We start from the raw sequence: 14,875 nt of genomic DNA on the forward strand, positions 1-14,875 counted from the left end.
TCAGTCTCGGATGAAGCCGTTGACGATCAGTGGCAGTGAGGCGTCCAGACCCGCCACGTTGAGGACGCCCTCGTCCCGAGGGGCGCCGATCGAGTGTCCCGCTGTCGTCATCGCGGCCAGGACCACGCGGGCCCCGGGGGCGACAGTACGGCGGTAGGTGTCGAGTTCCTGCGACGGGTGTGCCCGGCCGGCCCACGTCTCGTTGTCGGTGAAGATCACGATGCCGTCCGCCCGCATGCGCTGCTCGCGCGCCCACCGGAACGGCAGGGACAGGTCGGTGCCGCCGCCGGACGGCTGCCAGGAGGCGATCTCACGCAGGTTGGTGCGCGGGGTCACCTTCGAGGCATGGACGCTGGTGTCGACATCGATGACGTGGACGTTGCCGCGCTCGATGCGGGCGAGCATGACCGCCATCGCGTTGCCGACCTCGTACGGCGACCCGATCGGCGAACCGCCCACGCGGACACCGCCGCCCCAGCTCATCGACCCGGACGAGTCCACCGCGACCAGCAACCTCTTCCCGGACGGTTCGACCGTGCCGAAAGCCGCCTCGTACGTCTCCTCCAGCGCGTCCAGGATGGCCGGGACGGGATGCCAGGTCTGGTGGTCGGCGCGCGGGTTCGGCTGTGCCCGCCCGGAGGCGTAGACGCGCATGGCGAGCCATGCGTCCATCGGGTGGATGCGGGCCCGGAGGATCGCCTCGCGGTCGGTGAGTCGCAGCACCGCACGCGACGTCGCCGCCGCCGTCGGCGTGAGCGTGCCCAGCCGGGTCATCCGTGCCAGGTTACGGATGAGCGCCGTCATGCCGACCGTCTCGATCAGGGCCTCCCACACGGCAGGCTCGCGGAGCATGGCGTCCGGCAGGAACTCCCACGGCACCTTCGTCGTGGTCACGACTCGTACCGCCTCGGACGGACTCGTGACGGCCTTCGCGGTCAGGAACCGGTCCACCGCGGGCAGCGCCTGGCGTGCCTGCTCGTCGCCGACGTTGCCGGCGATCCACCCGAACAGGGTCCTGCGCTGGTCTCCGTCCGCTGCCGGGTGCGCGATCCGGAGTACGTCGCGCAGGTCGAACGCCTCACCTTGCGGGGTCTTGCGCTGGCGGGCCTTGCACGCCTTGAACGCCACGGCGTCGGGCGTCCCGTTCAGGAACCAGGAGCCGAGCGCGGTCCGCAGCGACCGGCCCATCGTCGGCGCGACACCGCGGGCGGTCGGCTTGCCGCCCAGGTTCTTGTAGTAGCCGAAGAACTGGGCCAGATGGTCCGTCGTGCGAGCGACCTTGGGAAGAGTCACCTTGGCGGCCTGGCGGGTGTCGGCGTCGCCGTTCGCGTAGCAGGCGGCCAGCGCGAACAGAGCGGGACGCTGCTTCGGCGCGCGCGGTGGACGTGCCGTGGAGATCGCGGTCAGCAGTTCGACCACACGCGGGCCGTCCTCGGCGATCGCCTGGAACAACACGCCGGCGTTCTCGGCGGTCAGCTTGTCCTCGCTCACGTAGTAGGTACCGCCTGTCGTGCCGAGGATCAGGAAGTCCTCCAGCTTGCGCCACACGTCCTTGGCGAAGACGTAGCCACCTGCCGCGTTCTGAACCTGGTCGGGGCGACCGGGCAGCGGCCGCGTCTGCGGCGTCGCGATGGCGGAGACGCCGGCGAGAGGGTCACGGTTGCGGGCCATGGAAGTGCCTCCATAGGGATGTTCGACCCGCCGGACGGCGGATGTGAGGGACGGCGGATATGGGTGCGTCGACCGGATCAAGACCGGAGCTCCACCGCTGAGCTGTGCGCGGCAAGCCGCGCAGCGGGGACTCGAACCCCGCGACCGCCGGTGCCGGGAGATAACCGAACGACTTCGACCCGCCGTCTATCGGTCGTCAGCTCTGCCGAAGGCACGGATGTGGGGCACCGGCCGGGTGCCCAGCCGACCTGGGCGACCGGCCCCACGAGGAGGGGCCGGAAGGAATCGAACCTCTACCCTGTGGTAACCGACCGGATTCGACCCGTGCCGACGGCAGGGCTGACGACGGACCGGCGAGGTCCGGAGAAGACACGGATGTGGGACGTTCACCGGCGTTCAGGTGCTCTGCCGACTGAGCTACCGGAGCGTTTGGCCCCGGGCAGGACTCGAACCTGCGACCGCCCCATTAGAAGTGGTAACCGACGAACTTCGACCCGTGCCCTCACCGGACCGCGCCGGGATCTGAGGGGGACTTGCGAGACAGACGCTAGCGGATCAACGATCGAACCTCGATCCATTTTCCTGCGGTCACGATTACCGGCCCAGGTTGCGCATCCCGCGTCCGGGGCGGCGCGCGACCGCGTGGCCGGGTTCGTCATTCACCAGTCGCCGCAACCGGCTTCCCGACATCCTCCCTGCGTGCAGGTGCCGCAGAGCGGCCCGCCGCAGCCGGCGCGGCCGGCCGGAACGACAGCGTGACATGACGGAAGCCCCACCGCCCGAGGAGAAGTCATCTCCAGAAGCGCAACCTTTTCTTGTCCAGCTTGTCCAGCAATTCTTTCCTGTGGCGCTGCGACATGCATATCAGGACGCGTTCATGCTGGTCGCCCAAGGTGTCCTCGATGCGCAACAGTATGTCGAACTCCACCAGCATCACCGTTGCCTTCTCGGTGAACGCGACCAGCTCCAGATCTGCGTTGGTCGCGCTGCCAAGTGGCAGCCCCGCCCCGTTGGCGATGTTGGGCAGCGCGAAGTCGACCCGGTCGCGCATGTTGTGGCCCTCCAGCTTGTCGAGGACGTCGTGCCAGTCCATCCAGTCAGTCAGGGGTCCCTTTGCGGTTCCGCTTCTCGGATCGGCTATCCGGTATCTGTATTTGAGCATGAGGACAACGGCGTGGCCGGCTCCGGCGTTGCGTACGTGAATGACACGATAGGGCTTCCTGATGAAGCGGCTCTTGTGCAGTATTGACGTGTAGCTGATCACTGGGCGGCTGGTCCGGGATAGTTGGGATCGTGCCAACAGGAGGGCCAGTGCGGCGCTCGCCAAAGTGGCGCTCGTCGTAACGTCGAGCACGGTCAGCTTCCACGGCCACGAGTTGGTGGAACTGAGAGGGATGTTCTTCTTTGTGATCTCCCAGATCACATTCGCTGTCATGGCTGCAAGGAAGACTCTGGGCCACCAGTAGCTGGATCGCTTCCGGTTGATCAACCTCTGTGCTGGTCTTTCTGGCCGGCTGCTCATGTCGGACGCCTTTCGGTGGCCCTTGCGACCTTTCGGGGGGGTGCGTCTCGTCCCGAGGGTGCTGATCCGGTCGGCAACAAATCCCTCATCACAACGCCAACGAACAAGGGCGCTTCATCGTTGCAAGTGATCACGACAGGCATGCCGCTCAGGAAGACCACGACGCTCACGGAATCACTCCACGCCGTCGAGGGAAACTTCGTGCGAGCCGGGGAGGTTCCAGACGAATTCGCCCTTGCCGTCGTTGTCGAGGTCATCATCGATGGTCACGTCAGCGGTCCAGCCTCCCGTGAGCGGGCTGTCGTACCACTTGCCGTTCGCCTCCTGCTGGCCTCCGGATTTAGAGTTGATCAGGTACGTGAGCCCGACGTGGGCCTGGTCCTTGGCGACGTCGTTGCGCTCAAGGCGTGTGTGGACCAGGAAATCGTCGAAGGCGTTGAGCGGTCCGCCGTTCGGGCGACTCCACGCGACGTTGACCTGAGCCTCATGCTTGGTGCCGGATTTGCCGACACACACCTTCACCGCGACCAGCACCGGGCCACGTCCCGGTGGATAGAAGGTCTTCGTGTTGTCCGGGATGGGCCAGCAGGAGTCTGCTGCATGAGCCGCTGACGGGGCCAGGGCGGCAGCGGTGAGTCGCCAACGCCTGTCCAAGGCGCCTACGAAAGGCGGTCGGAGTGACTGGCTGGAAGTGTCGCGGCAAGGGTGCCAGAGAAGGGGCGCCCGGCGTGCAGGCGGCACGGGCGGCAACCTTCAGGAAGGATGGAGCCTCTGGCAGTGCATGCTGCGGCGGGGGCCCGGGTCTGTCGTCGATTCTTTTCGCCTGACGGCATCTCCCTGCTGTCGGATCTGGTGGTGGGAGTCATGTGGTTGCCAGGCTGGGTTGTTGAATTGGTCATCATCCGACGAGTGTGTTTCTGGAGGGCGGCACGCATGGTGCTGACCGAGGCGGTTCCGGCCAGCTTATCGAGGCAGCGGCGGAGGAGGTGGCCGTTCTTCGTGGGGCTGGTGCTTCTTGCTGTCGTCGTCGCCTACGTCCTGGCGTTCAAGGTTCCCGAGTGGCGGAACGATGAGAGGCTGGCCCGGTTCGAGGAGCGGGTGAGCATGGCTCCGTATCCGCCTGACACGGAACCAGGGGATCGCCCTGTGCAGGGGGTCGTGGGTCTTCAGTCCGGCAACAGCAATCACTGCGACTTCGCGGTCCGCCTGTCCCTGCTCACCAAGCTGCCGGACGCCGAGATCGCGCGCTACTACGAGTCGCTGACCGTCGAAGGGGTTGACGGGCGCGGGATCGCCGGCAGCGTGTTCGTCAACCCGAGTGGATCGTGGCGGGCCGGATACAAGAGCGTCATCGTCGAGTTCTTCGACGGATTCCACGAGCCTGGTCTCGATTGGCGCTGTCACTGAGAAGCGACGGCGTCCGGCCCCGGGCCGCGGGTGCCGTGATCTGCGACCGAATCCGCTGAGGCGGAGGATCGAAGAGGCCGCAACGCGAGCGGCGCTCGGGTTGGATGTGGTCTCCGGAGGCGCCGCGACGTGGCGGCAGCCGTAAAAGAAGGGCGCGCAAAGGTAAAGCACGCATTTGGCGGTGGCTTTCTTATCGCCAGGACGATGTGTCCGAGAGTTTCTGTCGTGAAAATGCGTCCGGCGGCCGGGAAAGAAATTCGGGCCGCCCGTATTGACGTTTCCCGGTAATGGCGGGTCACCATGGAGGGGCCAAAGGAAGACGCGAACAGTGGGAGGAAACGTGCTCAAGGAAGCATGCGCTGTCAGCGCCCTTGTCGCTGCCGCCCTCGTCCCTTCGATGGCTTCGCAGGCGCTGGCGGATACAGTCCACACCACCGCCACGTCCGCCACCTCCGCCGCGCCGGACGACTGCGCCGCCAGGAACGCCGGGCACGCCCGGAACGCTCCGTGCAAATGGCTGGAGGAAGGCAACAAGAGGTGCTACTACTGCCGCGACAAGAAGGGCAGTGGGTACAAGAAGCAGTACTGCGAGAGCAAGCCCAAGCAGCAGGAGTCGACGGAGCGCGAATGCAAGACCACGAAGGAACCGCTCCCGACGGCTCCGGACCGTACGTGCAAGACGTGCACGGACACCAAGACCGGGAAGGTCCTTTCCCGGGAGTGCAACAGCTGACATCCGGTACGCGCTCGTGACGGTTCCGCCCGGCTCAAGGGGCTCAGAGGGTTCGGAGGGCCCAACGGGCTCCCGCGGGCGGTGAGCGACGGGAGGCGGCGCGGCGGCGAGTCGACGTGACCCGCCGTGCCGTCCCCCCGCCGTCCCCCCGCTTTCGCGGGCGGGCGCGCGCCCGCCGTCGGCCGACCCCTCGTCCATCGGGTCGTAGGGTTTCGGGGACGACCCGCCGTACCGAACCACCCGGGCCGGTACGGCGGCGGGCGAGCGGCTAACACACCCGAGCCGACGGCGGCCGTCACTTCTTGAAGGTGTCCTTGACCTTCTTGCCGGCGTCCTTGACCTTCTCGCCGGCCTGCTTCAGGCCGCCCTTGGTCTGATCGGAGCGCCCCTCGGACTGCATGCGCCGGTCGCCGGTGGCCTCGCCGACGTTCTCCTTCGCGCGTCCCTTGAGCTCCTGCGCCTTGTTACGGATCTTGTCCTTGCTGCCCATGTTCATGCCTTTCTGGTCGAATTGTCGCGACCTCTTGTACTGTCCAGCCGGCAGGGGCGGAAACCTGGTTCCGGTCAGGCCGATGCCCGGCGCGGCCCTCGCCGCCCGCTGGGTGCCGAGCGAGTGGGGGCGTGTGAATAGACTTGTCCAACGTGACTTCCAAGCCGCGCATCCCGAACGTCCTGGCCGCCCGTTACGCCTCACCTGGGCTGGCCCGCCTGTGGTCCCCCGAGTACAAGATCATCGCTGAGCGGCGGTTGTGGCTGGCGGTGCTGCGTGCCCAGGCCGAGCTCGGGATCGCGGTGCCCGAGGGCGCGGTCGCCGACTACGAGAAGATGGTCGAGCAGGTCGACCTGGAGTCCATCGCGGCGCGCGAGCGGGTGACCCGGCACGACGTCAAGGCCCGGATCGAGGAGTTCAACGCGCTGGCCGGGCACGAGCAGGTGCACAAGGGCATGACCTCGCGCGACCTGACCGAGAACGTCGAGCAGCTGCAGATCCGCGACAGCCTGCTGCTGGTACGCGACCGGGTGGTGGCGCTGCTGGCGCGCCTGGCGTCCCTGGCCGAGGAGCACACGGCCACGGTCATGGCGGGGCGTTCGCACAACGTGGCGGCGCAGGCGACGACGCTGGGCAAGCGCTTCGCCTCGGCCGCCGACGAGCTGCTGGTGGCCTACCGGCGGCTGGAGGAGCTCATCGGACGTTATCCGCTGCGCGGCGTCAAGGGCCCGGTCGGCACCTCCCAGGACATGCTCGACCTGCTCGGCGGCCAGGAGGACCGGCTGGCCGAGCTGGAGGAGAAGGTCACCGCCCACCTGGGGTTCTCGCGGCGGCTGACGAGCGTCGGCCAGGTCTATCCCCGTTCGCTGGACTTCGAGGTGGTCACGGCGCTGGTGCAGCTGGCCGCGGCGCCGTCCTCGCTGGCCAAGACGATCCGGCTGATGGCCGGGCACGAGCTGGTCACAGAGGGTTTCAAGGAGGGCCAGGTCGGCTCCTCGGCGATGCCCCACAAGATGAACACCCGTTCCTGCGAACGTGTCAACGGCCTGACCGTGGTGCTGCGCGGCTACGCCTCCATGGTGGGCGAGCTGGCCGGCGACCAGTGGAACGAGGGCGACGTGTCCTGCTCGGTGGTGCGCCGGGTCGCGCTGCCGGACGCGTTCTTCGCCTTCGACGGGCTGGTGGAGACGATGCTGACCGTGCTGGACGAGTTCGGGGCGTTCCCGGCGGTGATCTCCGCCGAGCTGGGCCGCTACCTGCCGTTCCTGGGCACGACGAAGATGCTGATGGCCGCGGTGCGCGCCGGCGTGGGCCGCGAGCAGGCCCACGAGCTGATCAAGGAGCACGCGGTGGCGGCGGCGCTGGCGATGCGCTCGCGCGGCGCCGCCAACGAGCTGCTCGACCTGCTCGGCGCCGACGAACGTTTCCCGCTGGACCGCCAGGAGCTGGAGGCCCTGCTGGCCGACCGGGTGTCGTTCACGGGAGCGGCGGCCGCGCAGGTCGCCGAGGTGGCGCGGCAGGTCGGGCAGGTCGTGGCCGAGCACCCGGAGGCCGCCGCGTACCGGCCGGGCGAGATCTTGTGATTCACGAGCTGCGCGATCTGGACGGCCTGCGGGCCGCGTGCGGCGACGACGACCTGATCGTGTGGGCCGCGCAGGACCTGCGCGGCCCGGCCCGCGCCTGGGCGGGCGGCAACGCGGTGGTGGCCGCGGCGCCGGACATCGCGCGCCACGACCGCCTGGCCGTGTGGGGCGACCCCCGCGACGCGGTGACGCTGGTCGGGCACGCGCTGGCCGAGCTGGGGCCCACCTACCGGCCGCTCGGCGAGCGCGAGCTGATGCGGCAGGTGATCGCCATGCTGGAGGGCTTACGCGACAGCGCCGAGTTCACCTGGATGAGCCTCGCGGCCACGCCTGACACAGCGCCTGGCACGGCGCCTGGCGCGGCGCCCGGCCCTGTGCCGCCTTCGGAGGTCGGCTGGCTGGACAGTGACGCCGAGCCGGAGATCACGGCCCTGCTGGCCGGGGACGCGCCCTCGTCGTACGCGGTGCCGGGCGCGTCCGGGGTGCGGCGCTGGGCCGGCGTGCGGGTGGGTGACGAGCTCGCGGCGGTGGCCGCCGACGCGTGGTCGGCGCCGTCGGTGGGGTTGCTGGCCGGTGTCGCCACGGCGGCCCGCTTCCGCGGGCGGGGGCTGGCCGAACGGGTGTGCGGCTGGGTGTCGTCCCAGCTCGTGGCCACCCACGGACGGGCCGCGCTGATGGTGGACGACGTCAACACCGCGGCGATCAAGGTCTACGAGCGCATCGGGTACCGCCGGCTCCCCGTCCTGGCCTGCCACGTCACCGCCCCCGCCTCCGCGTGACGGCCACGTGACGGCCGCCGGGAAAACCGGGTGAGGTTCGGGCGGGGCTCGTGCAGAGTTGACGGCGTGATGTGCGACTTTGTGCCTGGTATTGAGCTTTCTCGCGCCTTCTATGGCGAAGTGGTGGCGCCGCTGTTGCCCGGGGTGCGCCACAGTGCGGCGCTGATCGGCCCGGGGTCGGAGGTGCTCGCGTTCGACACGGCCCGTTCGGCCGACCACGACTGGGGGCCGCGGGTCCTGCTGTTCGTGCCCCCCGCGCAGGTGGAGCCGGTACGCGAGCGGGTCGCGGCCGGGTTGCCCGAGCGGTTCGGCGGGTTCGACACCGTGTTCGACTACCACGGTGTGCGGCAGCCGGGCGTCGTGGTCGCCGAGCTGGGGGAGTGGCTGGTGGAGCGGCTCGGGTTCGACCCTCGTGAAGGGGTGTCGCTGCTGGACTGGTTGTCGGTGCCGTGGCAGAGCCTGGCCGAGGTGACGCAGGGCGAGGTGTTCTGCGACGAGCTGTCCGGCGCCGGGCTGGAGACGGCCCGGCAGGCGTTGCGCTGGTACCCGCAGGACGTGTGGCGGTACGTGCTGGCCTGCCAATGGCAGCGCATCGGCCAGGAGGAGCCGTTCCCCGGCCGGTGCGCGGAGGTGGGCGACGAGCTGGGGTCGGCGGTGGTCGGGGCGCGGCTGGCGCGCGAGGTGATGCGGCTGGCGTTGTTGCTGCGGCGACGCTATCCGCCGTACGCCAAATGGCTGGGCAGCGCGCTGGCGCGGCTGCCGGGCTCGGCCGAGCTGGGCGAGGCGCTGGGGTCGGCGATGGCGGCGCGGTCGTGGCGCGAGCGCGAGGAGGGGCTGACGGCGGCCTACGGGCGGCTGGCGGCGCTGCAGAACCGCACGGCGCTGGCCGAACGGCAGGAGGAGCAGCTGCGGGGGTTCTTCGACCGGCCGTTCCGGGTGATCGGCGGGGAGCGGTTCGCGCGGGCGTTGATGGCGTCGGTGACGGATCCGGTGGTCAGGGGGCTGCCGGTGGCGGGGTGCGTGGATCAGTTGTCGGACACGGTGGAGCTGGTGACCTCGCCGCGGCGGGCTCGGGCGCTGACGGCCGCGGTTCTGGATCTCGGCGCTTAAAAATCTACGTTGTAAAGGTGTTGGGGTCGATGAAGATCATCTTTTTCGGTCATTCAAACCCTCTGCGACGTCAGCGGCGCGCGTTGGCGTGGATGGCCTGGCGGTAGTACGCGGCCAGGCCGGGGGCCAGGGCGTCGTAGGTGGCGGTGAAGCGGGGGTCGGTGGCGTACAGGTCGCCGAGGCAGCGGTGCATCTCCGGGGTGCAGTCGTAGAACCAGCGGGTGATGTGGGCGCGGTGGCGTTCTGCGATCTCCATGACCTCGGGGCTGTCGGCGGGACGGCCGGCTCGGCGGGCGGCGAGGAGGTCGTCGTTGATGGCTGCGGCCTCGGCGGTGAGCCGGCGCCAGTCGGCTTCGGTGTAGGTGGCGACGCGGCTCTGGCTCTGGGCGTAGGCGGCGGTGTGGCCCCAGCGGCGTTGGACTTCGGCCTGGTGGTCTTCGGGGCGGAAGTCGCCGAAGATCGCGAGGCGTTCTTCGGGGGTGAGGGGGATGTGCAGGGTTTGGGCTTGGATGGCGCGTTCGACGTTGGTGATGACCTGGTGGAGGCGTTCGGCTTTGCGGGTGAGGAGGTCGTGCTGGCGTTGGAGGTGGGTGAGTTCGTCGGTGTGGGGGTGGTCGAGGATGCCGGCGATGTCGTCGAGGGGGAAGCCGAGTTCGCGGTAGAGGAGGATCTGCTGGAGGCGGAGGAGGTCGTGGTCGGTGTAGCGGCGGTAGCCGGCGGTGGTGCGGGTGCTGGGGGTGAGCAGGGCGATCTCGTCGTAGTGGTGGAGGGTTCGTACGGTGATGCCGGCCAGTTTGGCGACCTGGCCGATGGACAGGGTCATGGGTCTGACGTTACGTGAGGGTGGACTCTCCTGTGATGGGAGGGTTCATGCTGGTGGGGTGGATGGGGATTTGTTGCCGATCGGTCAGTTCGCGCGGCTGGGCCGGTTGAGTGTGAAGCAGTTGCGGCATTACGACGAGTTGGGGTTGTTGCGTCCGGCGTATGTGGATGCGGGGACGGGTTACCGGTATTACCGGGCTGAGCAGGCGCGGGAGGCGTTGTCGATCGCGTTGTTGCGGTCGTTGGAGGTGCCGTTGCCGGTGGTGGGTCGGGTGTTGTCGGGGGAGACGGGGGCGTTGGAGTCGGTGCGGGTGTCGTTGGAGGCGGAGTTGGCGCGGCGGCGGCGGGTGCTCGCGTCGTTGGAGCGGGTGTTGGCTGAGGGGTTGCCGGCGCCTGAGGTGGGTTTGGTGCGTGAGGTGTCGTGGCGGGCGGCGTTCGTGGGTGAGCGGGCGTCGGGGGCGGAGGATGTGGGCCGGGCGACGTCTGTGGCGGTGGCGCGGGTGTTGGCGGGGGTTCGTGGGGTTTCGGGGGCGGTGCGGTTGGTGGGGTTGTTTCCGGTTGATGTGGGTGAGGTGGTTGATGTACGGGTGGCGTTGGTGTTGGAGGGGGATGGTGGTTGGGTCGTTGATGAGGGGGTCGAGGTGGGGGTGTTGCCGGGTGGGGTGTTCGCGCGGGCCACTCATGTGGGGCCTTATGACCAGATTTCGTTGACGGTGCATGCTGTTCTGGCGTGGTGTGCTGAGCGGCGGTTCGTGGTGCGTGGTGCGGTGCGGGAGGTGTATGTGTCGGATCCGGCGCGTACGTCGCCTGGTGAGTTGGTGACGCATGTGCTTGTTCCGGTGGATGAGGAGTTGTGAGGGTCAGGCCGGTGGGTGGGTGAGTTTGGCGGCGACGGCGTCGAGGATCCAGTCGAGGCCGGTGGTGAAGGATGTCTCGGCGTCGGTCTCGGTGCCGTCGTGGACGACTTTGGCCAGGGTGGGGAAGCGGCCGGTGGCGAGCATTCTGGTGACGTGGGGGCCGTGGGTGCGCTGCCAGTCGAGTTTGGACAGGCCGGTGGTGCGTTCGGCTCGTAGGTTGGCGATCTCGCGTCTGATGGCGCCGATGGTGTAGGCGCTGACGGTCTGTACGGCGCGCATGAGGGTGTCGAGGTCGGCGAGGCCGTCGAGGGCGGCCAGGGTGGTTTCGGTGGCGGCCAGGGCGTTGGGGCCCAGGGTGGGTCGGCCGCCGAGCAGGTCGGCGAGCCATTCGTGGCGGAGGGTGGCTTGTCTGGTGCGTTGGGCGTGGGTGTGTAGTGCTTGGCGCCAGTCGGCGGGCTGGTCTGTGGGGGTGGGGAGTATTTCGGCGTGGACTTCGTCGACCATGAGGTCGAAGAGTTCTTCTTTGGTGGTGATGTAGCCGTACAGGCGCATGGGGCCGGCGTCGAGGCGGGCGGCGACTTTGCGGAAGGAGACTGCTTCGAGTCCGCCTTCGTCGGCCAGGGCGATGGCGGCGGTGACGATGCGCTCCCGGTCGAGTGGCGCGGGGCGTGTCGGTGGTTCGGGCCGGTCCCACACAGTCATGGGTACATCGTACTGTTGCGATACATTGTCTCGGCCAAATACAGTGTATCGATATGAGACATCGTATCGCTGTGGTGGGTGCCGGTCCCGCCGGTCTGACCTTCGCGCGCGTCCTGCACCGGCACGGGCATCGTGTCACCGTCCTGGAGCGCGATCCCTCCCCTGAGGCCCGTCCTCCGGGTGGCACGCTGGACATGCACGAGAAGCTGGGGCAGCTCGCGCTGGACAAGGCGGGGCTGCTGGCGCGGTTCCGGGCGCTGTCGCGTCCGGAGGGGCAGGCCATGCGCATCCTGGACACGGACGGGACCGTGCTGCGCGACTGGGGGCCCGGTCCGGATGAGCAGGCCCATCCGGAGATCGATCGCGGGCAGCTGCGTGACCTGCTGCTCGGCCCGCTGGAGGTCCGGTGGGGGCAGGGCGTGACGGAGGTGGCGCCGGGGGCCGGGGACGGGGGCGGGGTGTCGGTCGGGTTCGCGGACGGGCGGCGGGAGACGTTCGATCTGGTGGTCGGCGCGGACGGCGCCTGGTCGCGGGTCCGTACGGCGGTCTCGCCGGTGAGGCCGCACTACACCGGCATCACGGCGGTGGAGACGTCCCTGGACGACGTCGATGCCCGTCACCCCGATCTGGCCCGGCTGGTCGGCGACGGTGCGATGGCGGTGTACGGCGTGAACCGCTCCCTCGTCGCCCAGCGCAACAGCGGCGGCCACGTCAAGGTGTACGCCCAGTTCCGCGCACCGCTGGACTGGCACACGAACGCGGAGCGCCATCTGGGCCTGAACCGGCACGCGAGCTCGAACGAGGGCGCGGATGAAGGCGCGGGCCTGGACCTGGCCGACGCCGAGGCCGTGCGGTCCGGTTTGCTGGCCCTGTTCGACGGCTGGGCCGCTCCCGTCCTCGACCTCCTGCGCCACGGCGCCGCGTTCGCCCACCGCCCCCTGTACGTCATGCCCGTGTCCCACACCTGGGCCCACGTCCCCGGGGTGACGTTGCTGGGCGACGCCGCCCACCTGATGCCTCCGCTGGGGGTGGGTGCGAACCTCGCGATGCTGGAGGGCGCCGAACTCGCCGAGTCCATCGCCGCCGGCTCCGGCGATCTGGACGAGATCGTCCGCGCCTTCGAGGAGCACATGTGGCCCCGGGCCGCCAAGTGGGCCGAGTTCACGGCGGCCGGCCTGGAACGCCTGGTCAGCCCGGACCCCGCCGAAGCCCTCGCCCTCTTCGACGACGTCCAGTCCTCCTGACCCTCCAAGGCGGGCACACCACCCCTGACGCCGGCCGGCCGGCGTCAGGGGTCCAAGGTGAGCGGGGTTGAGGAACAGTGGTACAGCCATGAGCGCTACGCGGCACCACCAGGCTTGCCGTGGTGGTCGGCTCAGAGAGTCGCGGCCACGGGACGGCGGCCGCCGAGGTGGGCGGGAACAGAGGTGAGCGCCGCCACCACGAGCACGGTTGCCGGCACCAGGGCGATCAGCTGCCAGGGTGCGGGAAGCGTGGCCTTGTCGCTGTCGCCGCCGGTGATCGTGGTGATGGAGGCGAACAGCAGGAAGCCTCCCGGGAAGACACCCATGACGGCGCCGAGGAGCGCGGGCAGCATCTGCGCGGTCGCCAGGGCGACGGTCACTTCCCGCGGGGTGGCGCCGAGGGCGCGTGCCAGCGCCGACGCATGCCGGTTGTCGAGCGCCGTCGCCCAGGTGATGACGATGGCGTTGACCGCCGCCAGGGTGAGCAGGATGACCGTCCAGACCAGGAGCACGTGCCGCAGCACTGTCACCTGGGCTTCGGTGTATGCGCCGGTGCCTGGCTGGTCGGCGAGGAAGGCGTTGAGCACCAGCAGGACGTAGATGCCGCTGACCGTGACCGCGATGCTGACCACGCCCAGCACGACCCGTCGCGGCCGGCGGGCGGCGACCCGCAGAGCGAGCAGCAGCGGGACGGGCAGTCGCGCCGAGACAGTGATCAGCCAACCGGTGCGGCGAGCTGGGCGTGCCGCGTCGGCCAGCGCGCTGACGGTGCTGGAGCGGGCGCCGCGCACGGCCGGAACAGCGGTCGCCACCACGGCGACGCCGAGTGCCACGGCGGTCACCAGACCGATCGTTGACCAGGTCAACGAGGCCGTCCCCGCGCTGCCGACGAGGCCGGCACTGGACTCGGTGAGCAACGGAGCGCTCAGCGCTGCGATCGTCAGCCCGGCCGCGGCCGCGACGACGGCCACGAGGAGATACTCCGCGAGCAGCACGGCGGCGACCAGACTCGGGGTGCCGCCGACTGCCTTGAGGAGTCCGACGCGTCGGTGCTGGTCGGCCATCCGGCCGCCGACCAGCACCGAGAGACTGGCCACGGCGAGCAGGCCGAGCAGCCAGGCGCCGATGAGCAGCAGGATCTGGGAGTCTTCGGCCAGGTCGGTGGCGTCGGCGAGGATGCTCTGCCAGGTCTGCATCGGCATGGCGTCGCCATGGTCGCCGCCGGTCCGGTCGACGAATACCTGCGCTTCGTCCGGCTCGGCCAGCTTCAGGTTCATCACGTAGGACAGGGAGCTCGGGTCCGAGGCGAGGCTCCGCACATCCGTCCGGGTGAGCCAGATCAGCCCGGGATTGTGCAGCAACCCTGCCGGCAGGTCCCGGTCGTCGGGGATGGCGCCGTTGATGCAGCCGGCGGAGACGATGCAGGACGCCCCGGGATAGGGCGGCATGGCGGCGGTGACCGCGACGCCGACGACCTTGAACGACCTTCCGCCCAGGGTGACCGAGTCACCGACGCCCACGTCGAGCGAGCCGGCGAAGGCGGCCTCGAGCACCGCACCGCCGTCGCTGACCCAACTGCCCTGCGTCACCTTCGGCTGATCGACCGCCGCGATGGTGGCGTCGCGCCCCATGGCCTGGACATCCGACGTCCGGCCGGACGCCTCGAACGTTCCCGCGATGACGGGGTACGGTCCGCTGTGCTCGGTGACGCCGGGGGCGGTGGCCAGCTTCCCGAGCTCAGCGAGGCCGGCGAGGCCGGCGCCCGCGACCACGTCGGGTCCGTTGGTCGCCGCCCGGGTGCTCTGGTACGGGTCGCCGGCCGCGTCGCGCAGGACGAGCCCGAGCGTCAGCGTCGTGGTGGCGGCCAGGATGGCGATCAGCACAAGCGCGGCCTCGGTACGGCGACGCCGGAGGTCTCGCAGGGCGAGACGGATCACGAGAAGGATGCGGCCCAT

At 69.5% G+C, this 14,875-nt stretch carries 14 protein-coding genes; 7 read left to right on the forward strand and 7 right to left on the reverse strand.

Going from position 1 to position 14,875, the window contains the following annotated elements:
• From IEZ27_RS02400 to IEZ27_RS02410, 3 genes are all read right to left on the reverse strand, one after another.
• Window positions 1–1,671 carry a TROVE domain-containing protein gene (locus tag IEZ27_RS02400; RefSeq protein ID WP_189645648.1) on the reverse strand — a complete coding sequence of 557 codons (1,671 nt, stop codon included), beginning with the start codon at window positions 1,669–1,671 and terminating at the stop codon, window positions 1–3.
• Window positions 1,672–2,461: 790 nt separating this feature from the next.
• Window positions 2,462–3,106, reverse strand: a complete 645-nt coding sequence (locus IEZ27_RS02405; RefSeq protein ID WP_189645649.1) for a hypothetical protein — start codon at window positions 3,104–3,106, stop codon at window positions 2,462–2,464.
• A 261-nt stretch (window positions 3,107–3,367) separates the two neighbouring features.
• Window positions 3,368–3,727: a hypothetical protein gene (locus tag IEZ27_RS02410; RefSeq protein WP_189645650.1), complete on the reverse strand. Its 360-nt coding sequence runs from the start codon at window positions 3,725–3,727 to the stop codon at window positions 3,368–3,370.
• 399 nt (window positions 3,728–4,126) lie between these two features.
• Here IEZ27_RS02410 and IEZ27_RS02415 point away from each other — a divergent pair, with 399 nt between their 5' ends.
• Both IEZ27_RS02415 and IEZ27_RS02420 read left to right on the forward strand, forming a co-directional pair.
• Window positions 4,127–4,600 (forward strand): hypothetical protein, encoded by a 474-nt coding sequence (locus IEZ27_RS02415; RefSeq protein WP_189645651.1) that lies wholly within the window; start codon window positions 4,127–4,129, stop codon window positions 4,598–4,600.
• A gap of 397 nt (window positions 4,601–4,997) precedes the next feature.
• A complete protein-coding gene (locus tag IEZ27_RS02420) occupies window positions 4,998–5,333 on the forward strand; it encodes a hypothetical protein (RefSeq protein WP_189645652.1) in 336 nt (111 codons plus the stop codon).
• 295 nt (window positions 5,334–5,628) lie between these two features.
• On the opposite strand, the gene IEZ27_RS02425 is transcribed toward IEZ27_RS02420, so the two are convergent.
• Window positions 5,629–5,823, reverse strand: a complete 195-nt coding sequence (locus tag IEZ27_RS02425) for a CsbD family protein (protein ID WP_125637715.1) — start codon at window positions 5,821–5,823, stop codon at window positions 5,629–5,631.
• Between the two features lie 152 nt (window positions 5,824–5,975).
• Between IEZ27_RS02425 and purB the strand changes: the two genes are divergently transcribed.
• The 3 genes from purB (at window position 5,976) to IEZ27_RS54860 (ending at window position 9,295) form a co-directional block, all read left to right on the forward strand.
• Window positions 5,976–7,406: an adenylosuccinate lyase gene (gene purB / locus IEZ27_RS02430; protein ID WP_189645653.1), complete on the forward strand. Its 1,431-nt coding sequence runs from the start codon at window positions 5,976–5,978 to the stop codon at window positions 7,404–7,406.
• Complete coding sequence (locus tag IEZ27_RS02435) at window positions 7,403–8,185, forward strand: GNAT family N-acetyltransferase (RefSeq protein ID WP_229823110.1); 783 nt, start codon at window positions 7,403–7,405, stop codon at window positions 8,183–8,185. The genes purB and IEZ27_RS02435 overlap by 4 nt, the downstream gene beginning before the upstream one ends.
• Window positions 8,186–8,308: 123 nt before the next feature.
• The gene (locus IEZ27_RS54860) at window positions 8,309–9,295 is read left to right on the forward strand and encodes a DUF4037 domain-containing protein (protein ID WP_268246032.1); all 987 of its coding nucleotides are present in this window, start codon (window positions 8,309–8,311) and stop codon (window positions 9,293–9,295) included.
• Between the two features lie 70 nt (window positions 9,296–9,365).
• Here the strand turns inward: IEZ27_RS54860 and IEZ27_RS02445 are convergent, their stop codons facing one another.
• On the reverse strand, window positions 9,366–10,118 hold the full coding sequence (locus IEZ27_RS02445) for a MerR family transcriptional regulator (protein WP_189645654.1): 753 nt from the start codon (window positions 10,116–10,118) through the stop codon (window positions 9,366–9,368).
• A gap of 58 nt (window positions 10,119–10,176) precedes the next feature.
• Here IEZ27_RS02445 and IEZ27_RS02450 point away from each other — a divergent pair, with 58 nt between their 5' ends.
• Entirely contained in the window at window positions 10,177–10,974 is a 798-nt protein-coding gene (locus IEZ27_RS02450; RefSeq protein WP_229823111.1) for a MerR family transcriptional regulator, read from the forward strand.
• Window positions 10,975–10,977: 3 nt separating this feature from the next.
• On the opposite strand, the gene IEZ27_RS02455 is transcribed toward IEZ27_RS02450, so the two are convergent.
• Window positions 10,978–11,676: a TetR/AcrR family transcriptional regulator gene (locus IEZ27_RS02455; protein ID WP_189645656.1), complete on the reverse strand. Its 699-nt coding sequence runs from the start codon at window positions 11,674–11,676 to the stop codon at window positions 10,978–10,980.
• 53 nt (window positions 11,677–11,729) lie between these two features.
• On the opposite strand from IEZ27_RS02455, the gene IEZ27_RS02460 reads away from it, so the two are divergent.
• The gene (locus IEZ27_RS02460) at window positions 11,730–12,920 is read left to right on the forward strand and encodes an FAD-dependent oxidoreductase (RefSeq protein ID WP_189645657.1); all 1,191 of its coding nucleotides are present in this window, start codon (window positions 11,730–11,732) and stop codon (window positions 12,918–12,920) included.
• 131 nt (window positions 12,921–13,051) lie between these two features.
• Here the strand turns inward: IEZ27_RS02460 and IEZ27_RS02465 are convergent, their stop codons facing one another.
• The gene (locus IEZ27_RS02465; protein ID WP_189645658.1) at window positions 13,052–14,875 is read right to left on the reverse strand and encodes an FtsX-like permease family protein; all 1,824 of its coding nucleotides are present in this window, start codon (window positions 14,873–14,875) and stop codon (window positions 13,052–13,054) included.

Source organism: Nonomuraea spiralis, from assembly GCF_014648435.1.
In the GTDB taxonomy this organism is placed as follows: Bacteria; Actinomycetota; Actinomycetes; order Streptosporangiales; family Streptosporangiaceae; genus Nonomuraea; species Nonomuraea spiralis.

Coding starts and splice junctions, on each gene's coding strand:
- IEZ27_RS02415 (WP_189645651.1), top strand. CDS start 4,127: ATGGTGCTGACCGAGGCGGTTCCGGCCAGCTTATCGAGGCAGCGGCGG.
- IEZ27_RS02425 (WP_125637715.1), bottom strand. CDS start 5,823: ATGGGCAGCAAGGACAAGATCCGTAACAAGGCGCAGGAGCTCAAGGGA.
- IEZ27_RS02460 (WP_189645657.1), top strand. CDS start 11,730: ATGAGACATCGTATCGCTGTGGTGGGTGCCGGTCCCGCCGGTCTGACC.
- IEZ27_RS02465 (WP_189645658.1), bottom strand. CDS start 14,875: ATGGGCCGCATCCTTCTCGTGATCCGTCTCGCCCTGCGAGACCTCCGG.
- IEZ27_RS02405 (WP_189645649.1), bottom strand. CDS start 3,106: ATGACAGCGAATGTGATCTGGGAGATCACAAAGAAGAACATCCCTCTC.
- IEZ27_RS02445 (WP_189645654.1), bottom strand. CDS start 10,118: ATGACCCTGTCCATCGGCCAGGTCGCCAAACTGGCCGGCATCACCGTA.
- IEZ27_RS02420 (WP_189645652.1), top strand. CDS start 4,998: ATGGCTTCGCAGGCGCTGGCGGATACAGTCCACACCACCGCCACGTCC.
- IEZ27_RS02455 (WP_189645656.1), bottom strand. CDS start 11,676: ATGACTGTGTGGGACCGGCCCGAACCACCGACACGCCCCGCGCCACTC.
- IEZ27_RS02400 (WP_189645648.1), bottom strand. CDS start 1,671: ATGGCCCGCAACCGTGACCCTCTCGCCGGCGTCTCCGCCATCGCGACG.